21 protein-coding genes and 4 pseudogenes are annotated in these 25,387 nt (G+C 67.1%); 9 read left to right on the top strand and 16 right to left on the bottom strand.

What is annotated here, in order from left to right; translation table 11 throughout:
• Positions 1 to 46: 46 nt before the first annotated feature.
• The gene (locus LRS03_RS24205) at positions 47 to 700 is read left to right on the top strand and encodes a LysE family translocator (RefSeq protein ID WP_257829678.1); all 654 of its coding nucleotides are present in this window, start codon (positions 47 to 49) and stop codon (positions 698 to 700) included.
• Positions 701 to 704: 4 nt separating this feature from the next.
• On the opposite strand, the gene LRS03_RS24200 is transcribed toward LRS03_RS24205, so the two are convergent.
• On the bottom strand, positions 705 to 1,775 hold the full coding sequence (locus tag LRS03_RS24200) for an ABC transporter ATP-binding protein (protein ID WP_257828776.1): 1,071 nt from the start codon (positions 1,773 to 1,775) through the stop codon (positions 705 to 707).
• Between the two features lie 55 nt (positions 1,776 to 1,830).
• Here LRS03_RS24200 and LRS03_RS24195 point away from each other — a divergent pair, with 55 nt between their 5' ends.
• Entirely contained in the window at positions 1,831 to 3,486 is a 1,656-nt protein-coding gene (locus LRS03_RS24195) for an ABC transporter permease (RefSeq protein WP_257828775.1), read from the top strand.
• A 318-nt stretch (positions 3,487 to 3,804) separates the two neighbouring features.
• Here LRS03_RS24195 and LRS03_RS24190 read toward each other — a convergent pair whose 3' ends face one another.
• Positions 3,805 to 4,821 (bottom strand): extracellular solute-binding protein, encoded by a 1,017-nt coding sequence (locus tag LRS03_RS24190; protein WP_257828774.1) that lies wholly within the window; start codon positions 4,819 to 4,821, stop codon positions 3,805 to 3,807.
• A gap of 126 nt (positions 4,822 to 4,947) precedes the next feature.
• Between LRS03_RS24190 and ureE the strand changes: the two genes are divergently transcribed.
• From ureE to LRS03_RS24170, 4 genes and pseudogenes are all read left to right on the top strand, one after another.
• Complete coding sequence (ureE, locus tag LRS03_RS24185) at positions 4,948 to 5,544, top strand: urease accessory protein UreE (RefSeq protein ID WP_257828773.1); 597 nt, start codon at positions 4,948 to 4,950, stop codon at positions 5,542 to 5,544.
• Positions 5,544 to 6,260 (top strand): urease accessory protein UreF, encoded by a 717-nt coding sequence (locus LRS03_RS24180; RefSeq protein WP_257828772.1) that lies wholly within the window; start codon positions 5,544 to 5,546, stop codon positions 6,258 to 6,260. Before ureE ends, LRS03_RS24180 begins: the two co-directional genes overlap by 1 nt.
• A pseudogene (gene ureG, locus LRS03_RS24175) lies at positions 6,257 to 6,900 on the top strand (urease accessory protein UreG). Before LRS03_RS24180 ends, ureG begins: the two are co-directional and overlap by 4 nt.
• Positions 6,901 to 6,911: 11 nt before the next feature.
• Entirely contained in the window at positions 6,912 to 7,529 is a 618-nt protein-coding gene (locus tag LRS03_RS24170) for a glutathione S-transferase family protein (protein ID WP_257828771.1), read from the top strand.
• A gap of 16 nt (positions 7,530 to 7,545) precedes the next feature.
• Here LRS03_RS24170 and LRS03_RS24165 read toward each other — a convergent pair whose 3' ends face one another.
• On the bottom strand, positions 7,546 to 8,466 hold the full coding sequence (locus tag LRS03_RS24165) for a LysR family transcriptional regulator (protein ID WP_257828770.1): 921 nt from the start codon (positions 8,464 to 8,466) through the stop codon (positions 7,546 to 7,548).
• 80 nt (positions 8,467 to 8,546) lie between these two features.
• Between LRS03_RS24165 and lysA the strand changes: the two genes are divergently transcribed.
• A complete protein-coding gene (gene lysA, locus LRS03_RS24160) occupies positions 8,547 to 9,776 on the top strand; it encodes a diaminopimelate decarboxylase (protein ID WP_257828769.1) in 1,230 nt (409 codons plus the stop codon).
• Positions 9,777 to 9,795: 19 nt separating this feature from the next.
• Positions 9,796 to 10,827 (top strand): TolB family protein, encoded by a 1,032-nt coding sequence (locus tag LRS03_RS24155; RefSeq protein WP_257828768.1) that lies wholly within the window; start codon positions 9,796 to 9,798, stop codon positions 10,825 to 10,827.
• Between the two features lie 4 nt (positions 10,828 to 10,831).
• Here the strand turns inward: LRS03_RS24155 and LRS03_RS24150 are convergent, their stop codons facing one another.
• The 5 genes from LRS03_RS24150 to LRS03_RS24130 form a co-directional block, all read right to left on the bottom strand.
• Positions 10,832 to 11,848 (bottom strand): S49 family peptidase, encoded by a 1,017-nt coding sequence (locus LRS03_RS24150; RefSeq protein ID WP_257828767.1) that lies wholly within the window; start codon positions 11,846 to 11,848, stop codon positions 10,832 to 10,834.
• Positions 11,845 to 12,246 (bottom strand): Rieske (2Fe-2S) protein, encoded by a 402-nt coding sequence (locus tag LRS03_RS24145; protein ID WP_257828765.1) that lies wholly within the window; start codon positions 12,244 to 12,246, stop codon positions 11,845 to 11,847. Before LRS03_RS24145 ends, LRS03_RS24150 begins: the two co-directional genes overlap by 4 nt.
• Positions 12,239 to 12,901 carry an HAD family hydrolase gene (locus LRS03_RS24140; protein ID WP_257828764.1) on the bottom strand — a complete coding sequence of 221 codons (663 nt, stop codon included), beginning with the start codon at positions 12,899 to 12,901 and terminating at the stop codon, positions 12,239 to 12,241. The genes LRS03_RS24145 and LRS03_RS24140 overlap by 8 nt, the downstream gene beginning before the upstream one ends.
• Positions 12,898 to 13,857 (bottom strand): RluA family pseudouridine synthase, encoded by a 960-nt coding sequence (locus tag LRS03_RS24135; protein WP_257829676.1) that lies wholly within the window; start codon positions 13,855 to 13,857, stop codon positions 12,898 to 12,900. Before LRS03_RS24135 ends, LRS03_RS24140 begins: the two co-directional genes overlap by 4 nt.
• A 95-nt stretch (positions 13,858 to 13,952) precedes the next feature.
• Complete coding sequence (locus LRS03_RS24130; protein WP_257828763.1) at positions 13,953 to 14,426, bottom strand: hypothetical protein; 474 nt, start codon at positions 14,424 to 14,426, stop codon at positions 13,953 to 13,955.
• A gap of 108 nt (positions 14,427 to 14,534) precedes the next feature.
• Here LRS03_RS24130 and LRS03_RS24125 point away from each other — a divergent pair, with 108 nt between their 5' ends.
• Positions 14,535 to 17,516 (top strand): Rne/Rng family ribonuclease, encoded by a 2,982-nt coding sequence (locus LRS03_RS24125; protein WP_257828762.1) that lies wholly within the window; start codon positions 14,535 to 14,537, stop codon positions 17,514 to 17,516.
• Positions 17,517 to 17,585: 69 nt separating this feature from the next.
• On the opposite strand, the gene nagZ is transcribed toward LRS03_RS24125, so the two are convergent.
• From nagZ to lepA, 8 genes and pseudogenes are all read right to left on the bottom strand, one after another.
• A complete protein-coding gene (gene nagZ, locus LRS03_RS24120; protein ID WP_257828761.1) occupies positions 17,586 to 18,632 on the bottom strand; it encodes a beta-N-acetylhexosaminidase in 1,047 nt (348 codons plus the stop codon).
• A pseudogene (locus LRS03_RS24115) lies at positions 18,629 to 19,428 on the bottom strand (pyridoxine 5'-phosphate synthase). The gene nagZ and the pseudogene LRS03_RS24115 overlap by 4 nt, the downstream one beginning before the upstream one ends.
• Positions 19,429 to 19,434: 6 nt before the next feature.
• Positions 19,435 to 20,243: pseudogene (gene recO, locus LRS03_RS24110) on the bottom strand (DNA repair protein RecO).
• Between the two features lie 5 nt (positions 20,244 to 20,248).
• Positions 20,249 to 21,148, bottom strand: a complete 900-nt coding sequence (gene era, locus LRS03_RS24105) for a GTPase Era (RefSeq protein WP_257828760.1) — start codon at positions 21,146 to 21,148, stop codon at positions 20,249 to 20,251.
• A gap of 7 nt (positions 21,149 to 21,155) precedes the next feature.
• Positions 21,156 to 21,863 (bottom strand): ribonuclease III, encoded by a 708-nt coding sequence (gene rnc, locus LRS03_RS24100; RefSeq protein ID WP_257828759.1) that lies wholly within the window; start codon positions 21,861 to 21,863, stop codon positions 21,156 to 21,158.
• A 28-nt stretch (positions 21,864 to 21,891) separates the two neighbouring features.
• On the bottom strand, positions 21,892 to 22,260 hold the full coding sequence (locus LRS03_RS24095; RefSeq protein WP_257828758.1) for a DUF4845 domain-containing protein: 369 nt from the start codon (positions 22,258 to 22,260) through the stop codon (positions 21,892 to 21,894).
• Positions 22,261 to 22,306: 46 nt separating this feature from the next.
• Positions 22,307 to 23,271: pseudogene (gene lepB, locus LRS03_RS24090) on the bottom strand (signal peptidase I).
• The gene (gene lepA, locus LRS03_RS24085; RefSeq protein WP_257828757.1) at positions 23,271 to 25,079 is read right to left on the bottom strand and encodes a translation elongation factor 4; all 1,809 of its coding nucleotides are present in this window, start codon (positions 25,077 to 25,079) and stop codon (positions 23,271 to 23,273) included. Before lepA ends, lepB begins: the two are co-directional and overlap by 1 nt.
• Positions 25,080 to 25,387: the final 308 nt, after the last annotated feature.

Raw genomic sequence — 25,387 nt, 5'->3', positions numbered from 1 at the left:
CGCCACGGGCGATACTCGTGTCACCCGCTGCCGGAGATTCCCCATGTTGCACGACCTGCTGCCGCCCTTGCCCCTGCTGCTCGCCTTCCTGACCGCGAGCTTCATCCTCGCCATCACGCCCGGCCCGGCGGTGGTCTACATCCTTGCGCGCACGCTGTCGCAGGGCCGCAGCTCGGGGCTTGCGTCCGTGGCCGGCGTGGCGCTCGGCAACCTCGGCAACGCACTGGGCGCGGCGCTCGGCCTTGCAGCACTCTTCGCCGTGTCGTCGGCCGCGTTCACGGTGGTGAAGTGGGCCGGCGCCGGCTACCTGATCTGGATGGGCCTGCGCATGCTGCGCTCGGCCCGCACCGCGACCACGGCGAACAACCTGCCGGTCGAGCCGCTCCAGCGCGGGCGCATCTTCCGCGACGGCTTCGTCGTCGCGCTGCTCAATCCCAAGACGGCGCTCTTCTTCGCGGCGTTCCTGCCGCAGTTCATGACACCCGACGCTCCCCATCTGGCGCAAAGCCTGGCGCTGGGCGCAAGTTTCGTGGCGGTGGCGGCCTGCACCGATCTCGTCTACGTGCTGGCGGCGAGCCTCGTCGCCCCGCGCCTCGGCCAGCTCGGCCGGCACGCCGCCTGGGGGCAGCGCGCGGCCGGGGCCTCGTTCATCGGGCTGGGCCTCCTGACCGCGTTTTCCAGCCGGCCGGCCACGAAGTGAGCTGTCAGCGCCGCGGCGCGAAGGCGATCACGTGGTCCATGTCGAGCCGCACGCCGATGGCTTCCTGCAGCGCGTGGTTGTGGTGTGAGGGCACCAGCGCGAGCACCCGCGTACCGCTCGCGAGCTGCAGGGTGTAGAGGATCTCGGCGCCGCGAAACGCCTTGTGCTGCACCGTCGCACGCAGCGGGCTTGCATCGTCGTGCAGCACGTCGTCGGGGCGCATCAGCACCTGCACGCGTTCGCCCACCGTGCAGAGGTCGCCGGTGTCGGCATATCGGACCGGCTCCGGGGTCTGCACCTCTCCAAGCTCGAAGCGCAGGCGCGTCGGCGCCACCACCTCGGCCTCGACGAACACGCCCTGGCCGATGAAGTCGGCCACGAAGCGGCTGTTGGGACGGTGGTACAGCTCATAGGCCCCGGCGATCTGCTGGATGCGGCCCTGGTGCATGACCGCGATCTCGTCGGCCATCGCGAAGGCTTCGTTCTGGTCGTGGGTGACGAAGACCGCGGTGGTGCCGGCCGCCTTGAGGATGGCCCGCACCTCGGCGGCCAGCTGCTCGCGCAGCTCGACGTCGAGGTTGGAGAACGGCTCGTCGAGCAGCAGGAGCCGCGGCCTTGGCGCGAGCGCCCGCGCCAAGGCCACGCGCTGCTGCTGCCCGCCCGAAAGCTCGTGCGGATAACGCTCCGCCGCCGCGGCCAGCCCCACGGTGTGCAGCAGCTCCATCGCCCGGTCGTTGGCCGCGCGCTTGTCGGCCACGCCAAAGCCCACGTTGCGCAGCACGGTGAGGTGCGGAAAAAGAGCGTAGTCCTGGAACACCATGCCGATGCGGCGGTGCTCGGGCGGCACATGCACGCCGGGGCTGCCCACCACCTGGCCATCGATGCGCACCTCTCCCTCGCTCACGCGCTCGAAGCCGCCGATGCAGCGCAGCACCGTGGTCTTGCCGCAGCCCGAGGGGCCGAGCAGGCAGCACACGGTGCCGGGTGCGAGCGTGAGGTCGAGGCCGCTGAAGGTCGGCTGCGCGGCGTAGCGGTGGCCGAGCTGGTGCAGTTCGAGAACGGGTGGAGTCGACATGGCGCAAGGAATCGGGAACAGGGCGCACCTTACACTGCCCGCGCCTTTCACCGTCATGACCACGCTCCCGCTTCCCGCCGCGCTGCACCCCACCCGATGGCTTACCTGGTGGAGCCTCGTCATCGCCGCCGTGGTGGCGGTGCCGGTGCTGTCGGTGGCGACGAGCCTCTTCACAGCCGGTACCGGCGGCACCTGGGCCCACCTGGTGGACACGCTGCTGCCGGAATACGTCGTGACCAGCCTTCTCCTGTGCGCAGGCGTCGGCGTGGGCGTCGCGCTGATCGGCGTGGGCGCGGCGTGGCTGGTCACCCACCTCGACTTTCACGGCCGCCGCCACTTCGAATGGCTGCTGGTGCTGCCGCTCGCCATGCCGGCCTACGTGATGGCCTACACCTACACCGACCTGCTGCAATTCACGGGGCCGGTGCAACGGGCCTTGCGCGAGGCCTTCGGCTGGAGCCGTGCCGACTACTGGTTCCCCGACGTACGCAGCACCGGCGGCGCGGTCGCGATGTTCATCTGCGTGCTCTACCCCTATGTCTACATGCTGGCGCGCACCGCCTTCCTGGAGCGCGGCGGCGGCGTGATGGAGGCCGGCCGCTCGCTCGGACTCACGCCGTGGCAGAGCTTCTTGCGGCTGTCGATCCCGATGGCGCGGCCGGCCATCGCGGCCGGCGTGGCGCTGGCGCTGATGGAGACGCTGGCCGACTACGGCACGGTGTCGTACTTCGCGGTGCAGACCTTCACCACCGGCATCTACCGCGCCTGGTTCTCACTCGGCGACCGCGCCGCCGCCGCGCAGCTGTCGATGTGCCTGCTGGGCTTCGTGCTGCTGGTGCTGGCGCTCGAGCGCAGCTCGCGCGGCCGCGCCCGCTACCACGGCCCGGGCCTGCGCCGGCAGCCGCCACGCGGGCCGCGGCTGCGCGGCTGGCGTGCAGCGCTCGCGTTTGCGGCGTGCTGCGTGCCACTCCTGGCCGGCTTCCTGCTGCCGAGTGGCGTGTTGCTGCACATGGCGCTGACCGATGGCGATGCGCAGTTCGGCACCCGTTTCTTCGAGCTGGCACGCAACAGCCTGGTCGTCTCGGGCCTCACTGCGCTGATCGCGGTGGCGCTGGCCCTGCTGGTCGCCTATGCACGCCGGCTCGACCCTGGCCCGGTGGCACGCGGCGCGCACTGGGCGGCCGGCATGGGCTACGCACTACCGGGCTCGGTGATCGCGGTGGGCGTGCTGATCCCGGTCGCGCGACTCGACAACGCGCTGGCCCTGTGGCTGCGCGAGAGCTTCGGCTGGGAGGTGGGCCTGATCTTCACCGGCACCATCACCGCGCTGGTGTTTGCCTGCGTGGTGCGCTTTCTCACCGCGGCCTTGCAGACGGTCGATTCGGCCCTGCACCGCGTGACACCGCACATGGACGATGCGGCGCGCAGCCTCGGCCTCACGCCGGTGCGCACGCTGGTGCGGGTGCACGTGCCGCTCTTGCAGCGTGGCCTGCTCACCGCGGGCCTGCTCGTCTTCATCGACGTGATGAAGGAGCTGCCCGCCACGCTCGTGATGCGGCCCTTCAACTTCGACACGCTGGCGACGCAGGCCTATCGGCTGGCCTCGGACGAGCGGCTGGCGGAAGCTTCGACGGCCTCGCTCGCCATCGTGGCGGTGGGGCTGCTGCCGCTCGTCGTACTGTGCCGGCAGATTGCGAAGGATCGGGGGTGAATCGCTCCTGGCTCGGTGCCGAGCGGCAACGCGGACGCAGGGGGAGGGGCTCCGTTCATGTCCCTTCTTGATGAACGCTCCCGCGTTCATCAATTCATTCCTTCACTTCACTGCGCCCCTCCCCCTGCGCCCGCGTTGCGACACGCACTGCCACACCACCCAAAAAGACAAGGGGCTTGCTGCGGCGTGCCGGCCCTCGGGGGTGGGGTGTCGCATGGAGCGAAGTTAAGGAGGAGCACGAGATCACGAGAGTGATCTCTTGCGGGGGACATGAGCGCAATGCGACACCCCGCCCCCGAGGGCTTGCGCTAGTCCCGATCAGCGCCAGCCGGCGCGGTCAAACACCTTCTGTGCAGCGGCTGTGTTCGGCGCCCATTTCGACAGCGGCGTCTCGTCGGCCTTGAAGCTGCCGAGCTTGTCGAGCGCCGGGTTCTTCACCGAGGCGGTCTTCACCACCGGCCATTCGTTGTTGCCGTCGGCAAAGTAGGTCTGGGCGGAGTCGCTCGCCAGGTATTCGAGGAACCGAACCGCGTTCGCCTTGTTGGGGGCGGTCTTGATGAGGCCACCACCCGACACGTTGACGTGCGTGCCCCAGGTCTTCTGGTTGGGCCATACGACCGTGAGCGCTGCCATGTCTTTCACATCCTCGGGCTTGGTCGAACGCATCAGGCGGGCGACGTAGTAGCTGTTGGAGACGGCCACGCCGCACTCGCCGGCGGCCACGGCGCGCAGCTGGTCGGTGTCGCCACCCTTGGGCGCGCGGGCGAAGTTGGCCACCACACCCTTGGCCCACTCTTCGGTCTTGGCTTCGCCGTGCTGGGTGATGAGCGCGGCGCCGAGCGAGAGGTTGTAGGGGTGCGAGCCCGAGCGCACGCAGAGCTGGCCTTTCAGGCGCGGGTTCGCGAGGTCTTCGTAGGTCTGCACCCACTCGGGCTTGATCGTCTTGGCGTTGTAGACGATCACGCGGGCGCGGGTCGAGAAGGCGAGCCAGTTGGCGGTGCGCAGGTGCGCGGGCACACGCTGCTCCAGCAGCTTGCTCTGCGCAGGCGCGAACACGCCGGCCTTGTCGGCGACCTCCAGGCGCGAGGCGTCGACGGTGATGAACACGTCGGCCGGCGAGCTGGCGCCTTCGTTCTTGATGCGTTCGAGCAGCTCGTCTTCCTTGCCCTCGATGCGGTTGATCTTGATGCCGGTCTCTTTGGTGAAGTTGGCGTACAGCGCCTCGTCGGTCTGGTAGTGGCGGGCGGTGTAGAGGTTGAGCACCTGGGCCTGGGCGCCAGCGGCGCCGGCGGCCAGCAGCGCGGCGGCAACGGTGTGGAGGAAGGCGTTCTTCATGGAATGTCCTGTGATGGCGGCTGGCCGGGTTCATCCCCGGCAATGCACATCGTAACAGGAGCGATTCGCATTCAGAATTGCACCACCCCTGCCGCCGGCCCGGCAATTGCTGAGACACTGCCCGCCATGCTGACCGTCAACAAACTCATCGCCCAAGGCCACGGCCTGGCCCCCGTGCTGCTCAAACGCGCCGCCACGGTGGTGCTCGACTGGGACACCCGCCAGAAAAGCCGTTTCGACACCGAAGACTCGCAAGGGCGCACGCTCGGCGTCTTCCTGCCGCGCGGCAGCGTGGTGCGTGGCGGTGACGTGCTGGTGGCCGAAGACGGCTCGCTGATCAAGGTGGTGGCCACGCCGCAGCCGGTGCTGGTGGTGCGCACCTGCCCCGAGCACGGCACGCCGCTCGACCTGCTGCGCGCCGCCTACCACCTGGGCAACCGCCACGTGCAGCTCGAAGTACAACCCGACCACCTGCACCTGGAGCCCGACCACGTGCTGGCTGACATGCTGCGCCACATGCACCTGATCGTGACGGAGGAACTGGCACCCTTCGAGCCGGAAGGCGGCGCGTATGCCGCGGGTGCGCACGGCCACGGGCACTCGCACGACCACGGTCAGGGTCACGCCCACGATCACGCCCACGATCACGGGCACGCACACGCCGGTCACCCGCAGGGCCATGCCCACCACGAGCACGGACCGGGCTGCAAGCACGACCACTGATGCGCTCCACGCCCCTGTCGCGCCGCGACCCGGCGCTGTCGGCCACGTCGCTGCTGCAATTGATGTGGCTCGCATCACCGGCGCTGCCGGTGGGTGGCTTCAGCTATTCCGAAGGGCTTGAGGCCGCCGTGGAAGCCGGCCGGGTCACCAACGAATCGCAGGCCGGCGACTGGCTGCTCGACCAACTGCACCTCCTGCTCGCCCGGAGCGACCTGCCCGTGGGCGCTGCCGCCTTCAAGGCCTGGCAGCGGCACGACCAAGCGACGCTGGTCGAGCTTAATGCCTGGGTCACCACCACGCGAGAGTCCGCCGAGGCGCGGCTGCAGACCGAGCAGATGGGCCGATCGCTGGTCGAGTGGCTGAAGAACCGGGGCGTCGACGACCCGCGCGTCGCGCTGCTGGCGTCGCTCACGCCGGCGCCGACCTGGCCGGTCGCCTTTGCGCTGGCGGTGGCGCAGACCGGCGCGCCGCTGCGCGAGGCGATGCTGAGCTTCTGTTTCGGCTGGGCCGAGAACATGATGCAGGCAGCGCTCAAGGCCGTGCCGCTGGGCCAAGGCGCCGGGCAGCGTGTGCTCTCCCGGCTGAGTGCCGCCATGCCCGACGCCGTCGACCACGCCCTGCGCGTGGCCGACAGCGAACGCCAGGCCTTCACCCCGATGCTGGCGATCCTGTCAGCCCAACACGAAACCCAGTACTCACGCCTCTTCCGATCATGAACACCCTGCACACCATCCCCGGCCGCACCAAGAAACTTCCCCCCTGCGCGTGGGCGTGGGCGGGCCGGTCGGCTCGGGCAAGACGACGCTGGTCGAGATGCTGTGCAAGACCATGCGCGAGCAGTACGACCTGGTGGTCGTCACCAACGACATCTACACCAAGGAAGACCAGCGCCTGCTCACGGTGGCCGGCGCGCTGGAGGCCGACCGCATCATGGGCGTGGAAACCGGCGGCTGCCCGCACACCGCCATCCGCGAAGATGCGTCGATCAACCTCGAAGCGGTCGACCGCATGCTGGAGAAGTACCCGAACGCCGACGTCGTCTTCATCGAGTCAGGCGGCGACAACCTCGCCGCCACCTTCAGCCCGGAGTTGAGCGACCTGACCATCTACGTGATCGATGTGGCCGCCGGCGAGAAGATCCCGCGCAAGGGCGGCCCCGGCATCACCAAGAGCGACCTCTTCGTCATCAACAAGACCGACCTCGCGCCCTACGTCGGCGCGAACCTCGATGTGATGGAAGCCGACACGAAGCGCATGCGGCCGAACCGGCCCTTCGTGATGAGCAACCTCAAGACCCAGGCCGGCCTGAAGGACGTGATCGCCTTCATCGAGACCAAAGGCATGCTGAAGGCTTGACCCCGCACCCCATGCTGACCCTCTACTCCGCCCCCGCCACCTGCGCCCTCGCCTCGCACATCGCGCTCGAACAGGCCGGGGCCGACTACCAGGTCCACCTCGTCGACTTCAAGAGCACGCAACAGCGCTCGCCCGAGTACCTGAAGCTCAATCCCAAAGGGCGCGTGCCTGCGCTCGTGACCGAGCACGGTGTGCTGACCGAGACGCCGGCCATCCTGCTCTACATCGCGCAGCGTTTTCCTCAGGCAAACCTCGCGCCCTTCGACGACCCCTGGGCCCTGGCACAGCTCAACGCCTTCTGCAGCTACCTCTGCTCTACGGTGCACGTGGCGCACGCCCACGGCCGGCGCGGCGCCCGGTGGGCCGACGACCCGGCGGCGTGGGAGGCGATGAAGGCCAAGGTGCCGCAGACCGTGGGCGACGGCTTCCACATGATCGAGACCGAGTACTTCAAGGGCCCCTGGGTGATGGGCGAGCACTACAGCATCGCCGACCCCTACCTCTACACCCTCGCCACCTGGATGGAAGGCGACGGCGTGGACCCGGCGCGCTTCCCCAAGGTGGCCGAGCATCGCCGCCGCATGACCGCGCTGCCGGCAGTGGCGAAGGTGCTGGCGGCCGGAGGCTGAGCCCGCCGCGCCCGCGTCAGCGCTTCGCCAATTGCCGCAGGCGCGCCTGCAGGCTGCCGGCGGCCTGCTGCAGGCCGGTGACGAACGCATCGCGCAAGGGGCTGGCCGGGCGCAGTTGCGGCAGCACCAGCGTCACCGCAAACGGGATCGAGAACGACAAGGGCCGCACCTGCAGACCGTTGCCCGCGAACTCCATCGCGGTGAGCGGATTGACGATGGCGACACCCAGCCCCTGACGCACCAGGGCGCACACCGACGCAGCACTCGCGGTCTCGACAGCGAGCCGGCGCGGCACGCCTTCACGCTCGAAGAGCGCATCGACCTGCTCTCGGTACGGGTCGGCCGGCGCGAAGCTGACGAAAGGCAGGCTCGCGAAGTCTTTTGGCTTGAGCACGCGCCTGGCCAGCAGTGGATGGCCGTCGGGCAGCACGCACACCTCATCGGCTTGCAGCAGCGTCGAGGTCGTCGTGGCGGCCGGCGCGTGGATGCGCTCGCACAGGCCGAGGTCGAAGCGCTGCTCGGTGAGCCACTCTTCGAGCAGCGGCGAATCCTGCGGCGTGATGGACACGCCCACTTGCGGGTGCGCCGCCGCGAACTGCTGCACCGCCAGCGGCAGCAGGCCATGGGCCAGCGCGGGCAGGCAGGCGACGGCGAGACGGCCCTGCGTGAACTCGCGCAGCGAGCGTGCGGCGGCGGCGATGCGCTCCAGGCCGAGGTAGGAGCGCTGCACCTCTTCCAGCAACGCCAGCGCACGCGCCGTCGGCCGCAGCCGGCCGCGCACGCGATCGAAGAGGTTCATCTGCAGCACCTGCTCCAGCCGCGCCAGCTCGCGGCTGACGGTGGGCTGCGAGGTGTGCAGCGCCAGCGCGGCCTGGGTCACGTTGCCGGTGTTCATCACGGCGCGGAAGACCTCGATCTGGCGGTGGGTGAGCTTCATGCCCAGAGCATATCTATTCTGAATAGGTGATCTACAAACAACTATTTTTCAGAATGACCAATTGTTTGCATGATGGGCGCATGAACCCGTTTTCCACTGCCACCCTGCGCGAGATCGCGCACACGCACGGCACGCCCTGCTGGGCCTATGACGCCGCCACCATCCGCCAGCGCATCGCCGCGCTGCGGGCCTTCGACACCATCCGGTTCGCGCAGAAGGCCAACTCCAACACCCACCTGCTGCGGCTGATGCGCGCCGAAGGCGTGAAGGTCGATGCGGTGTCGCTGGGCGAGATCGAGCGGGCGCTGGCGGCGGGCTACACCGCGGGAGGCGACGAGATCGTGTTCACCGCCGACCTCTTCGACAGGGCCACCCTCGACCGGGTCGTGGTGTTGAAGGTGCCGGTGAACGCCGGCTCGGTCGACATGCTCCACCAGCTCGGCGAACGCTCGCCGGGCCACCGGGTGTGGCTGCGCATCAACCCCGGCTTCGGCCACGGCCACAGCAACAAGACCAACACCGGCGGCGAGCACAGCAAGCACGGCATCTGGCACAGCGACCTGCCGCAGGCGCTGGCGGCGATCCGGCAGCATGGGCTGAAGCTCGTGGGCCTGCACATGCACATCGGCTCGGGTGTCGACTACTCGCACCTGGAGCAGGTGTGCCACGCGATGGTCGAGCTGGTGGCAAAGGTCGACATGCCGATCGAGGCCATCTCCGCCGGCGGCGGCTTGTCGATTCCCTACCGCGATGGCGACCCGCAGATCGACACCGCGCACTACTTCAGCCTGTGGGACGCGGCGCGCCGGCAGATCGCACAACGGCAAGGCCACGCCATCCATCTCGAACTCGAGCCCGGCCGCTACCTCGTCGCCGAATCGGGTGTGCTGATCACCGAGGTGCGCGCCACCAAGCAGATGGGCCGCAACCGCTTCGTGCTGGTCGACGCCGGCTTCAACGAACTGATGCGACCGTCGATGTATGGCAGCTACCACCGCATCGACGTGTTGCCGGGCGATGACACGCCGCGCACCTTGCAGCAGACCGTCGTCGCCGGGCCCTTGTGCGAATCGGGCGACGTGTTCACCCAAGGCGAAGGCGGCGTGGTGCAGACCCGCGAGTTGCCGCAAGCGAAGGTCGGCGACCTCCTCGTGTTCCACGATGCAGGCGCCTACGGGGCAGCGATGTCATCCAACTACAACACGCGGCCGTTCATCCCCGAAGTGCTCGTCGATGCGGGCAAGATGCGCCTGATCCGCCGTCGCCAGAGCGTGGCCGAACTGCTGGCCCTCGAAGACACCGACGGCTGAACACAAAAGGGGCTTCACGATGCGCTTGCTGATCACCGCCCTCACCTTGATCGCAGCGCTCGTGGGGTGTGGGGGCAAGTCGGAGCCGTCGACCTCCGGCACCCAGTGCACAGGCTTCAGCTCCGGCACGGTGACGCCGCTGGCGAGCAACCAGCTGGTATTCGACTCCGATCGCGGGGGCAACCACGAGATCTACGTGATGCGCACTGACGGCAGCAGCGTCACACGCCTCACGAACGACGCGGCCTACGAGAACTGGTGGCCGCGCATCTCGCCAGACCGCAGGAAGATCCTCTTCTACCGCTCGCCCGCTGGCGACCCCGAGAACTACTTCAATGCCAGCCTCTGGGTGATGAATGCCGACGGGACCAACGTGACGCGCCTGAGAGCACAGGGCGAAAACGGGTGGACGGCCCAGGGGCACGGCGAATGGTCACCTGACGGCACGAGGATCGCAATGTTCGGCAGCGCCAGCGGGGCGCTCGAGATCTTCGTCACTGATGCCTGCGGCAAGAACCCGGTCCAGTACACCAGCCGCGGCGGCGTGAACACTGACGTCTCATGGTCACCCAACGGCCAGCAGTTGCTGTTCAACGGGTGCCCATCGGCATCGGGCTGCCTGCCGGCGAACTACGAGATCTACCTGATGAACGCGACGCCGCTGGCCGCCGCGACACGCATCACCACCGACACGCGAGCCGACTACGACGCCTACTTCTCACCCGACGGGACCAAGCTGGCCTGGCTGATCAACGTCGATCCCACCGCCAATGTCATTCCCAACACCACCATTGCGCTTGGCCGATGGGGCATCGGCATGGTCGACGTGGCACTCAACGGGACGTTGAGCAACCCTCGCTACCTGATCGAAGACGGCAACATCAACAGCAAACCCGCGTGGAGCCTGGACAGCCAGACGGTCTACTTCCACCGCATGGTGCCGGCCGAGGGCTATCGGTTCCGCGTGTTCAGGATCGGCGCGAACGGCAACGGCCTCACTGAGCTGACGCCTGGCACTTCGACGGGCAACAGCGAGCACCCGTCGAACTGATCGGTCAGCGCAGCGACGGCACCCCGCGCATCGCCTTCACCGCCCCTTCGCCCACCGACGCACCGAAGCGCTTGGCCAGCCGCTCGGCCACGTTTTCCTTCGGCGTGTAGTCGATGATCTCCTCGGCCTTCACCACCTCGCGTGCCACGTAGTCGAGGTTGCCAAGGTGGTCGGCCAGGCCGATCTTCACGGCCTCTTCGCCGTTCCAGAACAGGCCCGAGAAGGTCTCGCCGTTCATCTTGAGACGCTTGCCACGGCCCTCTTTCACCACCTGGATGAACTGGCGGTGGATCTGGTCGATCATGGCCTGCGTGTAGGCACGGTGCTTCTCCGACAGCGGCGTGAACGGGTCGCCGATGCCCTTGTTTTCGCCCGCGGTGATGAGGCGACGCTCGACACCGAGCTTTTCCATCGTGCCGGTGAAGCCGAAGCCGTCCATCAGCACGCCGATCGAACCGACGATGCTGGCCTTGTCGGCGTAGATCTCGTCGGCGGCCACCGCGATGTAGTACGCACCCGAGGCGCACTCTTCCTCGATCACCGCGTAGACCTTCTTCTTGTAGAGCGCCTTCAGCCGCTTGATCTCGTCGTTGACGATGCCGGCCTGCACCGGGCTGCCGCCGGGCGAGTTGAAGCGCAGCACGACGGCTTGCGCGCCTTCGTCCTGGAAGGCGTTCTTCAAGGCGGCCACCAGCAGTTCGGCGCTGGCTTCGGTGTCGGCCGCGATCTCGCCGCGCACTTCGACGAGCGCGGTGTGCGGGCCGCTCGGCGCGGTGGAGTGTGTGCGTGCGCTCATCAGCACCCACAGCACGATCAAGAAGAAGATCAGCCACGACAAGCGGAAGAACACCTTCCAGCGCCGCTCGGCGCGGCGGTCGGCCAGGTAGTCGCGGGCAAAGAGCGCGAGCGTCTGCTCGAGCGCACCCGGGCTGGCCGCCACGGTGGCCGGGGCCGGCGCCTCAGGTGCGGCAGCGGGTGCGGCCGGCGTGGTGGCCGGCGGAGTGTCGTCTTGGGGGTTCATGCGGGAGACTGCGCGGAAGGAACGGGTCGGGTGTCGCGGGAAGGATACCAATACACCTCGCCCTCGCACTCGATCACCTTGAGCGCGGTGAGCTTGCCTCGGCCGCACGGGCCGCCGGCGCAGCGGCCATCCCGCGGCACGTAGCTCGCGCCATGGATGGAGCAGATGATGAACTCGCGGTCGGCGTCGAGAAACTCGCCGGGCTGCCAGTCCAGCTCAGTGGGCACGTGCAGGCAGCGGTTGAGGTAGGCCACCACCTGACCGTCGAAGCGCAGGGCGAAGGCGCGCAGCTTCTCGTGGAAGTGCTGCACCTCGAAGACATGGGCCTTGCCGCGCTCGGTGAGGTCACCCGAGGCGCACAGGCGCACGGCCGGCGTCTCGAGTTCGACCTCAGGCATGGCGGGCCAGCCAGTCGTCGAGATCGGCAACGGAGTGCGCGATGTGCAGCGGCTGGTACTCGCCGAAGCTCTCGGGCGTGTGGGCCCCGTAGCTCACACCGACGCTGGCGGCGCCGGCATTCAGCGCCAGCTGCAGGTCGTGCGTGGTGTCGCCGATCATCAGCGTGCGCTCGGGGTCGACGCCGAACTCGCGCATCAGCTCCTGCAGCATCAAAGGGTTCGGCTTGGAGGCGGTTTCGTCGGCGGTGCGCGTGCCGTCGAAGACACCATGCAGCTCGACCGTCGTGAGCGCTTCGTTGAGCCCCGTACGCGACTTGCCGGTGGCGACCGCCAGCCAGTGGTTGCGCGCCTTGAGCGCCTTGAGCATGTCGATCGTGCCCTTGAACAGCACGATCTCGTGCTGCTTGGCGAAGTAGTGGTGGCGGTAGCGCTGGCCCAGCTCGGGGTAACGCTCGCGCGGCAGGCCGGGCGCGGCGTATTGCAGCGCGTCGATCAGGCCCATGCCGATCACGTAGCTCGCGTCCTTGTCGCTCGGCACCCGCACACCGAGGTCGGCACATGCCGCCTGGATGCAGCGTGTGATGAGGGCCGTCGAGTCGAAGAGGGTGCCGTCCCAGTCGAAGGCGATGAGGTCGAAGCGGCGCGGTCGGGTCATGGGGTCTCGACAGGGGGCAAGGCTTGGAGGAATGCCTCGCATTCTGCGGGCAAGGGTGCCAGGAGTTCGATCGCCTCGCCACTCGCAGGGTGCTGGAAGCGCAGCCGGCGGGCGTGCAGGAACATGCGTTCGAAGCGCTGGCCTTTCACGGCGTCGCCCTTGGCCAGCGCCTTGTTGAGCGCGAAGTCGCCGTACTTCTCGTCGCCGGCGATCGGGTGGCCTTCGCTGGCCAGATGCACGCGGATCTGGTGGGTGCGGCCGGTCTTGATGGTCACGTCGAGCAGCGTGAAGCCGGCATACGCCTGGACCACGCTGACGAGCGTGATGGAGCGGCGGCCCTCGTCGTGGTCGTCGTCCACCGCGCGCACGCGGCGCTCGCCTTCGGCGGTGAGGAACTTGTGCAGGGCCACGTCGATGACCTTCTTCTTCGCCGGCCACGCGCCGATCACCAGTGCGGCATAGGTCTTGCCCGTCTCGCGGCCGCGGAACTGGTCTTGCAGCGCGACCAAGGCCGAGCGCTTCTTGGCGATCAGCAGCAAGCCGGAGGTTTCCTTGTCGAGCCGGTGCACGAGTTCGAGGAACCTGGCAGTCGGCCGCGCCTGGCGCAGCTGCTCGATCACACCTGAGCTGACACCGCTGCCCCCGTGCACCGCCACGCCCGCGGGCTTGTTGATCGCAATGAGGTGCTCGTCTTCGTGGACGACGGGAAATTCGCGCGCCGGAGCGGCCGGTGCGGTCGTCGGGTCGGCCATGCGCACCGGCGGCACCCGCACCAGGTCGCCGAGCGCCAGCCGGGTGTCGGCCGAGGCGCGGCCCTTGTTGACCCGCACCTCGCCGGAGCGGATCACCCGGTAGACATGGGTCTTGGGCACACCTTTCAGCAGCTTGACGAGGAAGTTGTCGAGGCGTTGCCCTTCGGAGCCTTCGTCGATCGCCACCGTCTGCGCCGCCGGCAGCGCGGCGGAAGGCCTCGGACTTGCCGGTGTTTCCGCTTTGCCCCTTATAATGCGCCGCACCACGTTTCTGCTGTAAGTGATTGATTTTTCTGAGTTTACGCCGCGAGCGGCACCCCACTCAGCCAGTCACCCAGCTCAACGCGGCCGGCCACGCCAAGATGTTGTGGCCAAAAGGTGATGCAACGCACCCCGGCATGCAGCAGGCCGAGTCCCCAAGTGACCCGGCGGCGATCAGCCCGGTGCGGCAGAGAAACAAGAACGAACCCTCTCCAAAAGGTTTCCAAGCCAGAGACAAGCATCCTGCCGGCGCGCAACAGCACCGGCCCCACGTGCAAGGCTCTGGCCCGCGTCCAGTGATCAAAGCGGATGACGTGCCCCTCCTCCCACTCCACGCTGCCCTTGCGCGAATGTCGCGCCGGCAGCGCCGTGGCCGGATGGCGCACACCCCATGCCTCGCGGCCCTGCCCTTTGCCCACTGCCACGCACGCGCCAACGCTGCCTGACGGGCCTCCGATCCTTCGCTGATCGGCCAACGTCACCGCAGTCCAGGGCGATTCCTTCCGGTTCATTCACGTTCCTCGTGCATCGAAGTGTCGCCCTCGGGTCTTCCCGGCGGTGACGTGTTGGATGAGCTGCACCTGACCACCTGCTGGTGGCAGCGCAGCGTAGGAGCGCACATGAAACGCATGCTGATCAATGCGACGCAGCAAGAAGAACGTCGCCTGGCCATCGTCGATGGCCAGAAGCTCATGGACTTCGAAACCGAAATCGAAGGCCGCGAGCAACGCAAGGGCAACATCTACAAGGCGGTCGTGACCCGCGTCGAGCCCTCGCTCGAAGCCTGTTTCGTCGACTACGGCGAAGAACGCCACGGCTTCCTGCCCTTCAAGGAAATCTCGAAAAACTACTTCCGCGACGGCACCGACGTGCGCAACGCGCGCATTCAAGATGCCATCAAGGAAGGCGACTCGCTCCTGGTGCAGGTCGAAAAGGAAGAGCGCGGCAACAAGGGTGCGGCGCTCACGACGTTCGTGAGCCTGGCCGGCCGCTACCTGGTGCTGATGCCCAACAACCCGCGTGGCGGCGGCGTGTCGCGCCGCATCGAGGGCGAAGACCGCGAAGAGCTGAAGGAAAACCTCGACCAGCTCGAGTACCCGAAAGGCATGAGCCTGATCGCCCGCACCGCCGGCATCGGCCGCACCGCGCCCGAGCTGCAGTGGGACCTGAACTACATGCTCAAGCTCTGGACGGCGATCGATGCCGCATCCAAAGAGGGCAAGGGTGCCTTCCTGATCTACCAGGAGTCGTCGCTCGTGATCCGCGCGATCCGCGACTACTTCACCGCCGACATCGGCGAGATCCTGATCGACACCGACGACATCTACGAGCAGGCCCACCAGTTCATGACGCATGTCATGCCGGAGGCCGCGCCGAAGGTGAAGCGCTACCGCGACGATGCGCCGCTGTTCAGCCGCTTCCAGATCGAGCACCAGATCGAGACCGCGTTCTCGCGCACGGTGAACCTGCCTTCGGGCGGCGCCATCGTGATCGACCACACCGAAGCGCTGGTGTCGGTCGACGTGAACTCCGCGCGTTCCACACGTGGCAGCGACATCGAAGAGACCGCCACCCGCACCAACCTCGAAGCCGCCGATGAGATCGCCCGCCAGATGCGCCTGCGCGACCTGGGTGGCCTGATCGTGGTCGACTTCATCGACATGGAAGAGTCGAAGAACCGTCGCGAGGTCGAAAGCCGACTGCGCGACGCGCTGCGGCAGGACCGCGCCCGCGTGCAGTTCTCGTCGATCAGCAAGTTCGGCCTGCTGGAGCTGAGCCGCCAGCGCCTGCGCCCGGCCTTGAGCGAAGGCAGCCACATCACCTGCCCGCGCTGCAATGGCACCGGCCACATCCGCGACACCGAATCGTCGGCGCTGCAGATCCTGCGCATGGTCCAGGAAGAGGCCATGAAGGACAACACCGCCGCCGTGCACGTGCAGGTGCCGGTGGAGGTGACCTCGTTCCTCCTGAACGAGAAGCGCCCCGAGATCACCAAGATCGAACTCAAGCAGCGCGTGACCGTGCTGCTCGTGCCCAACAAGCACCTCGAGACGCCCAACTACAAGCTCGAGCGCCTGCGCCACGACGACCCGCGCCTGGAAAACCTGCAGGTCAGCTACTCGATGATCGAGGAGCCAGACGACGAGGTGGCCATCACGCGCCGCGAGAAGGCCAAGGCCAAGCAGGAGCCGGTGATCAAGGGCATCCTGCCCGACACCGCCGCGCCGATCGCACCGCCCAAGCCCGAGCCGGTGGTGGCGGCTCCGGTGCCCACGCCGGCCCCGGTGGCCCCTGCCGCGCCGGCGTCTTCCGGTGGTGGCTTCTTCGCCTGGGTGAAGAAACTCTTCGGCAGCACCGACAGCACGCCGGCCGCAGCGCCCGCCCCGGCGGCGGCTGCCGTCGACGCGAACAGCGAACAACGCCGTGAAGGCCGCGGTGACCGCAACAACCGGGGTGGCCGCGGTGGCCGTGACGGACGTCGCGGAGAACGTGGCGAGCGAGGCGAGCGAGGCGAGCGCAGCGCCGAACGTAGCGAGCGCGGCGGTGAGCGCGGTGAACGTTCCGAACAGCGCGGTGAGCGCAACGAGCGGGGTGAGCGCGGCAACCGCGGCCGTCGTAACGAGCGCAGCGAGCGGCCGGAAGAAGCCCAGGCCGAGGGCGGCCGCCGCCCCGAGGCCGGCGAAGAAGGCGCCGAGGCCCGCAACGACCACCGCCGCGACCAGCGCCGTGGTGGACAACCCCGCCCGGCGCCCGTTGAAGCCGTCGCCGGCAGCGAAGACGTACAGGCCCGTGCCTTCGTCGACACCGTGCCCGGCGATGCCGCCGACGGCCAGGGCAGTGAAGCCCAAGGCGAGCGCCAGGGCCGCCGTCGCCGCCGCGGCGGTCGCGGACGTGACCGTGACGAGGCCCGCAACACCGAAGTGACGGATGCCGTGGGCAGCGACGAGTCGCAGAGCGCGCTGTCACCGGAGCCGGCATCCGACGTCTCGGGCGAAGCCGCGACGGCCGATGCAGAAGGCGCACCGCAAGGCGAAGGCCAGGAGCGAGGTGAACGCGAAGGTGGCCGTCGTCGCCGTGGCCGCGGCGGGCGCGATCGCCAGCGCCGCGAGGAAACGGGTGAAGGTGCTGTGGCGGCAGAAGGTGCCGCTGAGCCGATCGCCGCTGACGCGGACTCGACCGTGTCCCCCGCGGCAGTGCCCACCGAAACCGCGCTTGCACCGGCAGCCGAGCCGCAGGCCATCACGGCAGAGGCTGCTGCAGCAGCCATCGCGCCCGTCGTCGAAGCACTCGCCAACGAGCCGGAGCCGGTGGTGGCCTCGGCCGCTGCCGCGGCCGTCGTCGAGCCCTATGTGCTCAACACCCAGCAGCTGCAGTCCGTCGCCGAATCGGCCGGCCTGCAATGGGTGAACTCCGACGCCGACAAGATTCGTGCGGTGCAGGAGGCGATGGCGCGCGAGCCCAAGCCGGTGCACGTGCCGCGCGAGATCAAGCCGGTGGTGCAGATCGACGAAGGCCCGCTGGTGCTGGTGGAGACGCGCAAGGACCTGTCGCAGATCCGCCTGCCGTTTGAGAAGCAGACGCCGTCTCAGCCGTCGGCCTGATCGGACTGGCTCCAATGAAAAGGGCGCACCGCGGTGCGCCCTTTTTCTTTCGTCGTCAGTGGCGGTGGCTCAGGGCAGACGCTCCAGCGCGCGCTGGTAGACGGGGTCGTGCATCAGCTCGTCCCAGGTCAGCGGCGCGGACTGCGGCAGCAGCCGGAGCCGGCGCATCTCGCTGTCGGCATCGGGCGCCCAGTGGCCCTGCTCGGCCGCATCCTGCAGGCCATCGAGCAACTCGTCGACCGCACGGCCGCCATTGAGCGACTGGTTGCACAGCAGCACCATGTCGCAGCCCGCCTGCAGCGCGGCCACCGCGCCGTCGACCGCGGAGCCCGCAACCTTTGCGCCTTCCATGCTGAGGTCGTCGCTGAAGATGGCGCCGGTGAAACCGAGCTGCTGGCGCAGGATCTCCTTCAACCAGCGCGGCGAGAAGCCCGCCGGCCGCTCGTCGACCTTGGGGTAGATCACGTGCGCCGGCATCACGCTCGCGAGGCTGGTGCTGAGCCATTCGTAGGGCTTGGCGTCGTCGGCCAGGATGGCCTTCAGCGAGCGTTTGTCGATCGGCACCTCGGTGTGGCTGTCGCCCTTGACAAAACCGTGCCCCGGGAAGTGTTTGCCGCAGTTGGCCATGCCCGACTGCAGCAAGCCGTGCATCAGGCTCTTGGCGAGCAGGGTCGCCACACGCGCATCGCGGTGGAAAGCGCGGTCGCCGATGACGCTCGATCCGCCGTGGTCGAGGTCGAGCACGGGGGTGAAGCTCAGGTCCACACCGCAGCTGCGCAGCTCGGCACCGAGCACGTAGCCGGCGGCCGTGGCGGCGTCGGTCGCGGTGAGCGCATCGCGCATCCACAGTTCGCCCAAAGCACGCATCGGCGGCAGGTGCGTGAAGCCATCGGTGCGGAAGCGCTGCACGCGGCCGCCTTCATGGTCGACGCTGATGAGCACGTCGGGCCGGATCGACTTGATCTCGGCCGCCAGCTCGGTGAGCTGCTGGCGGTTCTGCCAGTTGCGGGCGAAGAAGATGAGGCCGCCGGTCAGCGGGTGCTTCAGGCGGCGGCGGTCGTCGTCGTCGAGGGTGGTGCCGGCGACGTCGAGCACGACGGGAGCGTGTGTGTTCATGGGGTGGCAGCAGCGTGGATGCAGCGCAGGTAGGCGCGCACGGTGTCGGTCATGCCGAGTTCAAGGGTGTCGGCGATCAGCGCGTGGCCGATGGACACCTCCTTGACGCCGGGCACGGCGCGCAGGAACTCGGTGAGGTTGGTGCGGTTGAAGTCGTGTCCGGCGTTGACGCCGAGGCCCGCGCGCAAGGCGGCTTCGGCCGTGGCGGTGAAGCGCGCCAGCACGGCGGCCTGCTCCGACGTGCCATGAGCCCGTGCGTACGTCTCGGTGTAGAGCCGACACGGTCGGCGCCCACATCACGCGCCGCGGCCATCATCTCGGGCAGCGGGTCCATGAAGAGGCTGACGCGGATGCCGAGCGACTGGGCTTCGGCGATGAGCGGTTTCAATGTTGCCGCATCGTCGGGAAAGCGCCAGCCGTGGTCGGAGGTGGACTGGCTCTCGCTGTCGGGCACGAAAGTGCATTGGTGCGGCGCACGCCCAAGCACGGCGAGCTGCCGCAGCAGGTCCATCAGGTTGTGCAGCGGGTTGCCCTCGATGTTGAACTCGGCCTGCGGCCAGGCGGCCATCAGCTCGGCGAGCTCGAACACATCGTGCGTGCGGATGTGCCGCTGGTCCGGACGCGGGTGGATGGTGATGCCCTGGGCACCAGCTTCCAGCGCGGTGCGCGACAGCCCCACCACGCTCGGGAAGGGCAAGGGCCTGCGGTTGCGGATCTGCGCCACCAGGTTCACGTTGACCGACAAGGCGGTGAGTCCGCGGTGCGCGTCAAGACCGCTGGTGAGCAGAGGGTTCATGGAGGGCTATCGATCGAGCTGTCGGTCAAGGGACTGGACGTCGAGCATCACCTGGCGGGTGCGCAACACGGGCGAGCCGAGATGATAGTGAAGCAGGCCGCGCAAGATGGCCTTGAAGCTTCGGGCAGAGCAGGGGCACACGCCACTTGCAGGGCTGCGAGGCTGCCATGCTCCAGTGCGGCTTGCAGACCGATGAGAAGCGGACCCGACAGCCCCGCATCGCCGGCCCGCGCCGACGTGACGCCGGCCTCGGGCAGCACGGCGTAGCGTGAGTCGAGGCGGATGTCTTCCTGGGTGAGCGTCACCACGCCCAGGTCGGGCAAGAGGCCGATGGCCTTCAGTAGGAGCACCTCGAAGGCGCGCAGCGCCGACTGTGCATCGTTCTCGCTCGCACCGGCGAGCGCCGGCAGGGTCTGGGTATAGAGGTCGAAAAGCGCGGGATGCGGGTCGCCTCGGGCGAGCAATTTCATCAAGAGCTCGTTGAGATAGAAGCCGCTGAAGAGTGCGGCACCCGTCAGCATGGCGTGGCCACCGGCCCATTCGGCCCCGCGCAGCGTCTGCACTTCAGCGGCACCTTCCCCTGCATCGGCCTTGGGCGGCTTGCCCAGCGAGACCTGCAGGCGCTGGAACGGCAGCAGCACCGCACGCATCTGCGAGTAGGGCCGCTTGGCGCCTTTGGCGACCACGGCCTGCCGGCCCTGTTCGCGGGTGAAGAGGTCGAGGATGAGACTGGACTCGCTCCAGTCGTAGTGGTGCAGGACGAAGGCGGCCTGCTGGGCGGCAAGACGTGGGGGTCGCGTGCTGCGCGGGGTCATCCCGGCTACTCGTAGCCGTAACTGCGCAGGTGCTCTTCGTTGTCGGCCCAGCCTGAACGCACCTTCACCCACAGTTCGAGGAAGACCTTGGCGTCCATCAGGCGCTCGAGTTCCTGGCGGGCTTCGGAGCCGATGCGCTTGAGGCGCTCGCCGTCGTGGCCGATCACCATGCCCTTGTGCGCGTCGCGCTCGACGATGATGGTGGCAGCGATGCGCCGCAGGTTGCCTTCCTCTTCGAACTTGTCGATGACGACGGTCGAGGCATAGGGCAGTTCATCGCCGGTCAGGCGAAACAACTTTTCGCGGATGAGACCGCTCGCGAGGAAACGGTCGCTGCGGTCGGTGAGCGCGTCTTCTTCGTAGAACCAGGGCTGCTCGGGCAGGTACGGTCGCACGATGTCGAGCAGGCGTTGCACGTCGGTCTCTTTCTTGGCCGACAGCGGCACGAACTCGGCGAAGGCGTGGCGGTCCTGCATTCCTTTGAGCCAGGGCACGAGACTCGGCGCGGCGGTGCACGGCGTCGAGCTTGTTGGCCACGAGGATGGCCGGCTTGCCGGGGGCAGCAGCGCGAGCACCTTGGCGTCGTCGAGGCCGAAGCGGCCGGCTTCGACGACGAAGAGCACCACGTCGACATCGCCCAGCACCCCCTGCACCGTGCGGTTGAGCGTACGGTTGAGGGCCGCGCTGTGGCGCGTCTGGAAACCGGGGGTGTCGACAAAGACGAACTGGCTAGCACCCACCGTGCGGATGCCGGTGATGCGGTGTCGCGTGGTCTGGGCCTTGGCCGAGGTGATGCTCACCTTCTGGCCGACCAACGCGTTGAGCAGGGTCGACTTGCCCACGTTGGGCCGGCCGACGATCGCGACCAGGCCGCAGCGCTGGCTGTCTTCAGCTTCGTCGGTCATGGTGGCGTCAGGAGCGCAGTGCGCTGCCGGGTTTGTCGTCGCTGGCCTTGAGCGACACCAGCATGCGGCGGGCGGCTTCCTGCTCGGCCATGCGGCGCGAGCGGCCTTCGCCGGTTTCGGTGAGGCTCAGGGCCGGCACGGCGCACTCCACCTCGAAGGTCTGCGCATGCGCCTGCCCGCGGGTGTTGAGGATGCGGTAGGTCGGCACGGGCAGGCGGCGTGCCTGCAGCCATTCCTGCAGCTCGGTCTTGGCGTCTTTGGTCCAGCTGTCGATGTCGGTGTTGGCGATGACCTCGCCAAAGAGACGCTGAACCAGCGCGCGGGCGGGCTCGAAACCGCCGTCGAGAAAGGTGGCACCGATGATCGCTTCGAGTGCATCGGCGAGGATGGACGGCCGCTGGGCACCACCGCCACGCGCCTCGCCTTCGCTCAGGCGCAGCACTTCGGGCAGGCCGAGCATGAGCGCCACGCGATGGAGGGTGTCTTCGCGAACCAGATGAGCCCGCACACGCGTGAGGTCCCCCTCGTCGGACACTCCGAATCGCTCGAACAGCAGGGCACTCACCGCCAGACTCAGCACGGCGTCACCCAGGAACTCGAGCCGCTCGTTGTGATCGGCACCGAAGCTGCGGTGCGTGACTGCCCGGCTCAGCAGCTCGGGTTGGGCGAAACGATGGCCCAGGCGTTGTTGCAGTGCGTTGAGGCGGGCGTCCACGGTACTTCGGACCAAGCAGGCACGTGGCCTACTTCGACCGTCCTTCGTATTTGATGAGCAGGTAGACCGGGCTCATGATCTCGATCTCCTTGCCGTAGGCGAAACTGATCACCACCTTTTCGTTGACCTTGGTGATTTCCAGGTCCTTGCTGGTGATCGATTGAATCGAGTACTCGATCTGCACCTGCTTGTCGAAGGCCGCGCGGATCTCAGGAACGGTGGTTTGGCCACTCGCAGCGATCTGCTCGACGGCACGCTTGATCGTGAAGTACTCGTTGACTGTCGGCAGCACGCGCAGCCCCAGCAGCGCCACGAAGCCGATCACGATGGCCCAGAACAGCAAGCCGAACAGCGTGATGCCACGTTCGGAACGCAGCGTGCGATGTTCAACGGTCATGGCCTCTTGCTCCTCTTGATGGCGGGGTCCGTGGTGGGCAGGCGGGTCAATGGAATGAGCCGATGCGGCGGAGGTTACCGAAATTCATCCACACAAAAAGGCCTTGCCAACGATGTTCTCGTCGGGCACGAAGCCCCAGAAGCGCGAATCTTCGGAGTTGTCGCGGTTGTCGCCCATCATGAAGTAGTGACCGGCCGGCACCTTGCACGTCACGCCTTCGGCACTGTAGCTGCAGTTTTCCTTGTAGGGGAACGGGTCGGTCGGACGAATGTAAGAAGGCCGTTGCACATCGACCAGGATGCGGTGTTCGACGGCCCCGAGCTTCTCGCTGTACTGCTTGAAATAGCGGGTGCTGTCGTCGTCATAGAACTCGGGCAGCGCCTGGGTCTCGACCAGCTGGCCGTTCAGATAGAGGCGCTGGTTCTTGTAGCCCACCTCGTCACCCGGTACGCCGACCACACGCTTGATGTAGTCGATGCTCGGGTTGGCGGGGTAGCGGAACACCATCACATCGCCGCGCTGTGGATTGTTCAGCTCGACGATCTTCTTGTTGATGACCGGCAAGCGCACACCATAGTGGTACTTGTTGACGAGGATCAGATCGCCCACCAGCAACGTCGGGACCATGGAGCCTGAGGGAATCTTGAACGGCTCGAAGAGGAATGAGCGCAACAGGAACACGATCAGGATCACCGGGAAGAGCCCGGCCGTCCAGTCGAGCCACCAGGGCTGCATCAGAAGCGCATCGCGCGCCGGTGCGATGTCGCCATCGACCTTGACGATGCCCTTGTTGGCCAGTTCTTCGCGACGGGCGGCGTCCTGCTGTTCGAGCTTCTTGGCGGCTCTGACACGCGCGGGCGCGAAGTGGAAGCGCTCTGCGAGCCAGTACGCCAGCGTCACCAGCGTGAGGATGAACAGCAGCAGCGAGAAGTTGCCCGTCCACTTGCCCAGATACCAGCCCCCGAGATACACCGCGAGGCACGCATACAGCAAACCGGTCAGAGAACCCATCAATCGTCCACTTGGAGGATGGCGAGGAACGCTTCCTGCGGCACTTCGACAGAGCCGATCTGCTTCATGCGTTTCTTGCCGGCCTTTTGTTTTTCGAGCAGCTTGCGCTTACGGGTGATGTCGCCGCCATAGCACTTGGCGATGACGTTCTTGCGCAGGGCCTTGATTGTCTCACGCGCAATGATGTTGGCTCCGATCGCAGCCTGCACCGCCACGTCGTATTGCTGGCGTGAAATCAGCTCGCGCATCTTGGCCACGACGGCGCGGCTGCGGAACTGGCTCTGCGCGCGATGCACGATGATCGACAGCGCGTCGACCTTGTCGCCATTGAGCAGGATGTCGACCTTGACGACGTCGGAGCCGCGGTATTCCTTGAACTCATAGTCCATCGATGCATAGCCGCGCGACACGCTCTTCAGCTTGTCGAAGAAATCGAGCACGATCTCGGCAAGGGGCATCTCATACGTGAGCATCACCTGGCGCCCGTGGTAAGCCATGTTGATCTGATTGCCGCGCTTCAGGTTGGCGAGCGTCATCACCGGGCCCACATAGTCCTGCGGCATGTACAGGTGCACCGTGACGATCGGCTCGCGGATTTCGCGGATGCGGCCGAGGTCGGGCATCTTGGACGGGTTTTCGACCTTGAGCACCTCGCCGTTGTTCAACTCCACCTCGTAGACGACCGAGGGCGCGGTGGTGATCAGGTCCTGGTCGAACTCGCGCTCCAGGCGCTCTTGCACGATCTCCATGTGCAGGAGGCCTAGGAAGCCACAACGGAACCCGAAGCCGAGTGCCTGCGACACCTCGGGCTCGTAGCGAAGCGACGAATCGTTGAGCTTCAGCTTCTCCAGTGCGTCGCGCAGTTGGTCGTATTCGCTCGCCTCGGTGGGATACAGGCCGGCAAAGACTTGCGGCTGAATTTCTTTGAAGCCCGGCAGCGCTTCCTCGGCGGGGCCGAGGTTGTTGGGCAGCTTCTTCTCCAGCGTGAGCGTGTCGCCGACCTTGGCGTGCTGCAGCTCCTTGATGCCGGCGATCACGAAACCCACTTCGCCCGCCCTGAGGATGTCGCGCGACACGGACTTCGGTGTGAACACCCCCAACTGCTCGGCCGCATAGGCCGCAGCGGTGGCCATCATCTTGAAACGCTCGCCCTTCTTGAGACCGCCATCGACAACCCGCACCAGCATCACGACACCGACATAGTTGTCGAACCACGAGTCGATGATCATCGCGCGCAAAGGTGCGTCGGGCTTGCCCCGCGGGGCCGGCATCCGGGCGATCACCGCCTCGAGGATGTCGTCGATGCCCTCTCCGGTCTTGGCGCTGCAGGGGATGGCGTGCTCCGCGTCGATGCCGATCACGTCTTCGATCTCGGCCTTGGCCCGCTCGGGGTCGGCCTGCGGCAGGTCCATCTTGTTGAGCACGGGCACCACTTCGACGCCGAGGTCGAGGGCGGTGTAGCAGTTGGCGACCGTCTGGGCCTCCACCCCCTGGCTTGCATCCACGACGAGCAGGGCACCTTCGCACGCCGACAGCGAGCGGCTCACTTCATAAGAGAAGTCCACATGCCCGGGGGTGTCGATCAGGTTGAGCTGGTAAGTCTTGCCGTCGCGCGCCGTGTACGACAGCGCCGCCGTCTGCGCCTTGATGGTGATGCCACGCTCGCGTTCGATGTCCATCGAATCGAGTACCTGGGCCTCCATCTCGCGATCACTCAAGCCACCGCAACGCTGGATGAGGCGGTCGGCGAGCGTCGACTTGCCGTGGTCGATGTGGGCAATGATGGAGAAATTACGGATCTGATCCATGCGAAGCGCTCAGTGCTCGAAACGCTCTGATCAACAACCCGCAGGCCGTGATGAGCGCTCGATCGTGAGTGGGAAGGAGGCGCGAAGCTGTCGCGCGCTGAACAAGAAGAGGCTAAAAAAAGGCACGTCGAATGAGTGACGCGCCTTCCAACAAAACGTATGGCAACTGCTTGTTGGGCTTTCATTGTAGCCAAAAGCACCCTGCTGGAAACCGCGCCGTTGCTGGATTTGTTCTCGTTGCAGTGTTCCAACACGAAATTTTATGCACAATTTATCCACAAAGTGTTGTGGGCAGCTTGGGGATAGAT

The organism is Rhizobacter sp. J219, from assembly GCF_024700055.1.
Classification (GTDB): domain Bacteria; phylum Pseudomonadota; class Gammaproteobacteria; order Burkholderiales; family Burkholderiaceae_C; genus Rhizobacter.
Note: the sequence above shows the minus strand (reverse complement) of the source record. Positions and strands in the feature narration are given on the sequence as shown.

Bases quoted from the DNA above. Each gene is read 5' to 3' on its own strand.
- LRS03_RS24200 (WP_257828776.1), bottom strand. From the start codon at position 1,775: ATGTCGACTCCACCCGTTCTCGAACTGCACCAGCTCGGCCACCGCTAC.
- LRS03_RS24195 (WP_257828775.1), top strand. From the start codon at position 1,831: ATGACCACGCTCCCGCTTCCCGCCGCGCTGCACCCCACCCGATGGCTT.
- LRS03_RS24190 (WP_257828774.1), bottom strand. From the start codon at position 4,821: ATGAAGAACGCCTTCCTCCACACCGTTGCCGCCGCGCTGCTGGCCGCC.
- ureE (WP_257828773.1), top strand. From the start codon at position 4,948: ATGCTGACCGTCAACAAACTCATCGCCCAAGGCCACGGCCTGGCCCCC.
- LRS03_RS24180 (WP_257828772.1), top strand. From the start codon at position 5,544: ATGCGCTCCACGCCCCTGTCGCGCCGCGACCCGGCGCTGTCGGCCACG.
- LRS03_RS24170 (WP_257828771.1), top strand. From the start codon at position 6,912: ATGCTGACCCTCTACTCCGCCCCCGCCACCTGCGCCCTCGCCTCGCAC.
- LRS03_RS24165 (WP_257828770.1), bottom strand. From the start codon at position 8,466: ATGAAGCTCACCCACCGCCAGATCGAGGTCTTCCGCGCCGTGATGAAC.
- lysA (WP_257828769.1), top strand. From the start codon at position 8,547: ATGAACCCGTTTTCCACTGCCACCCTGCGCGAGATCGCGCACACGCAC.
- LRS03_RS24155 (WP_257828768.1), top strand. From the start codon at position 9,796: ATGCGCTTGCTGATCACCGCCCTCACCTTGATCGCAGCGCTCGTGGGG.
- LRS03_RS24150 (WP_257828767.1), bottom strand. From the start codon at position 11,848: ATGAACCCCCAAGACGACACTCCGCCGGCCACCACGCCGGCCGCACCC.
- LRS03_RS24145 (WP_257828765.1), bottom strand. From the start codon at position 12,246: ATGCCTGAGGTCGAACTCGAGACGCCGGCCGTGCGCCTGTGCGCCTCG.
- LRS03_RS24140 (WP_257828764.1), bottom strand. From the start codon at position 12,901: ATGACCCGACCGCGCCGCTTCGACCTCATCGCCTTCGACTGGGACGGC.
- LRS03_RS24130 (WP_257828763.1), bottom strand. From the start codon at position 14,426: ATGAACCGGAAGGAATCGCCCTGGACTGCGGTGACGTTGGCCGATCAG.
- LRS03_RS24125 (WP_257828762.1), top strand. From the start codon at position 14,535: ATGAAACGCATGCTGATCAATGCGACGCAGCAAGAAGAACGTCGCCTG.
- nagZ (WP_257828761.1), bottom strand. From the start codon at position 18,632: ATGAACACACACGCTCCCGTCGTGCTCGACGTCGCCGGCACCACCCTC.
- era (WP_257828760.1), bottom strand. From the start codon at position 21,148: ATGACCGACGAAGCTGAAGACAGCCAGCGCTGCGGCCTGGTCGCGATC.
- LRS03_RS24095 (WP_257828758.1), bottom strand. From the start codon at position 22,260: ATGACCGTTGAACATCGCACGCTGCGTTCCGAACGTGGCATCACGCTG.
- lepA (WP_257828757.1), bottom strand. From the start codon at position 25,079: ATGGATCAGATCCGTAATTTCTCCATCATTGCCCACATCGACCACGGC.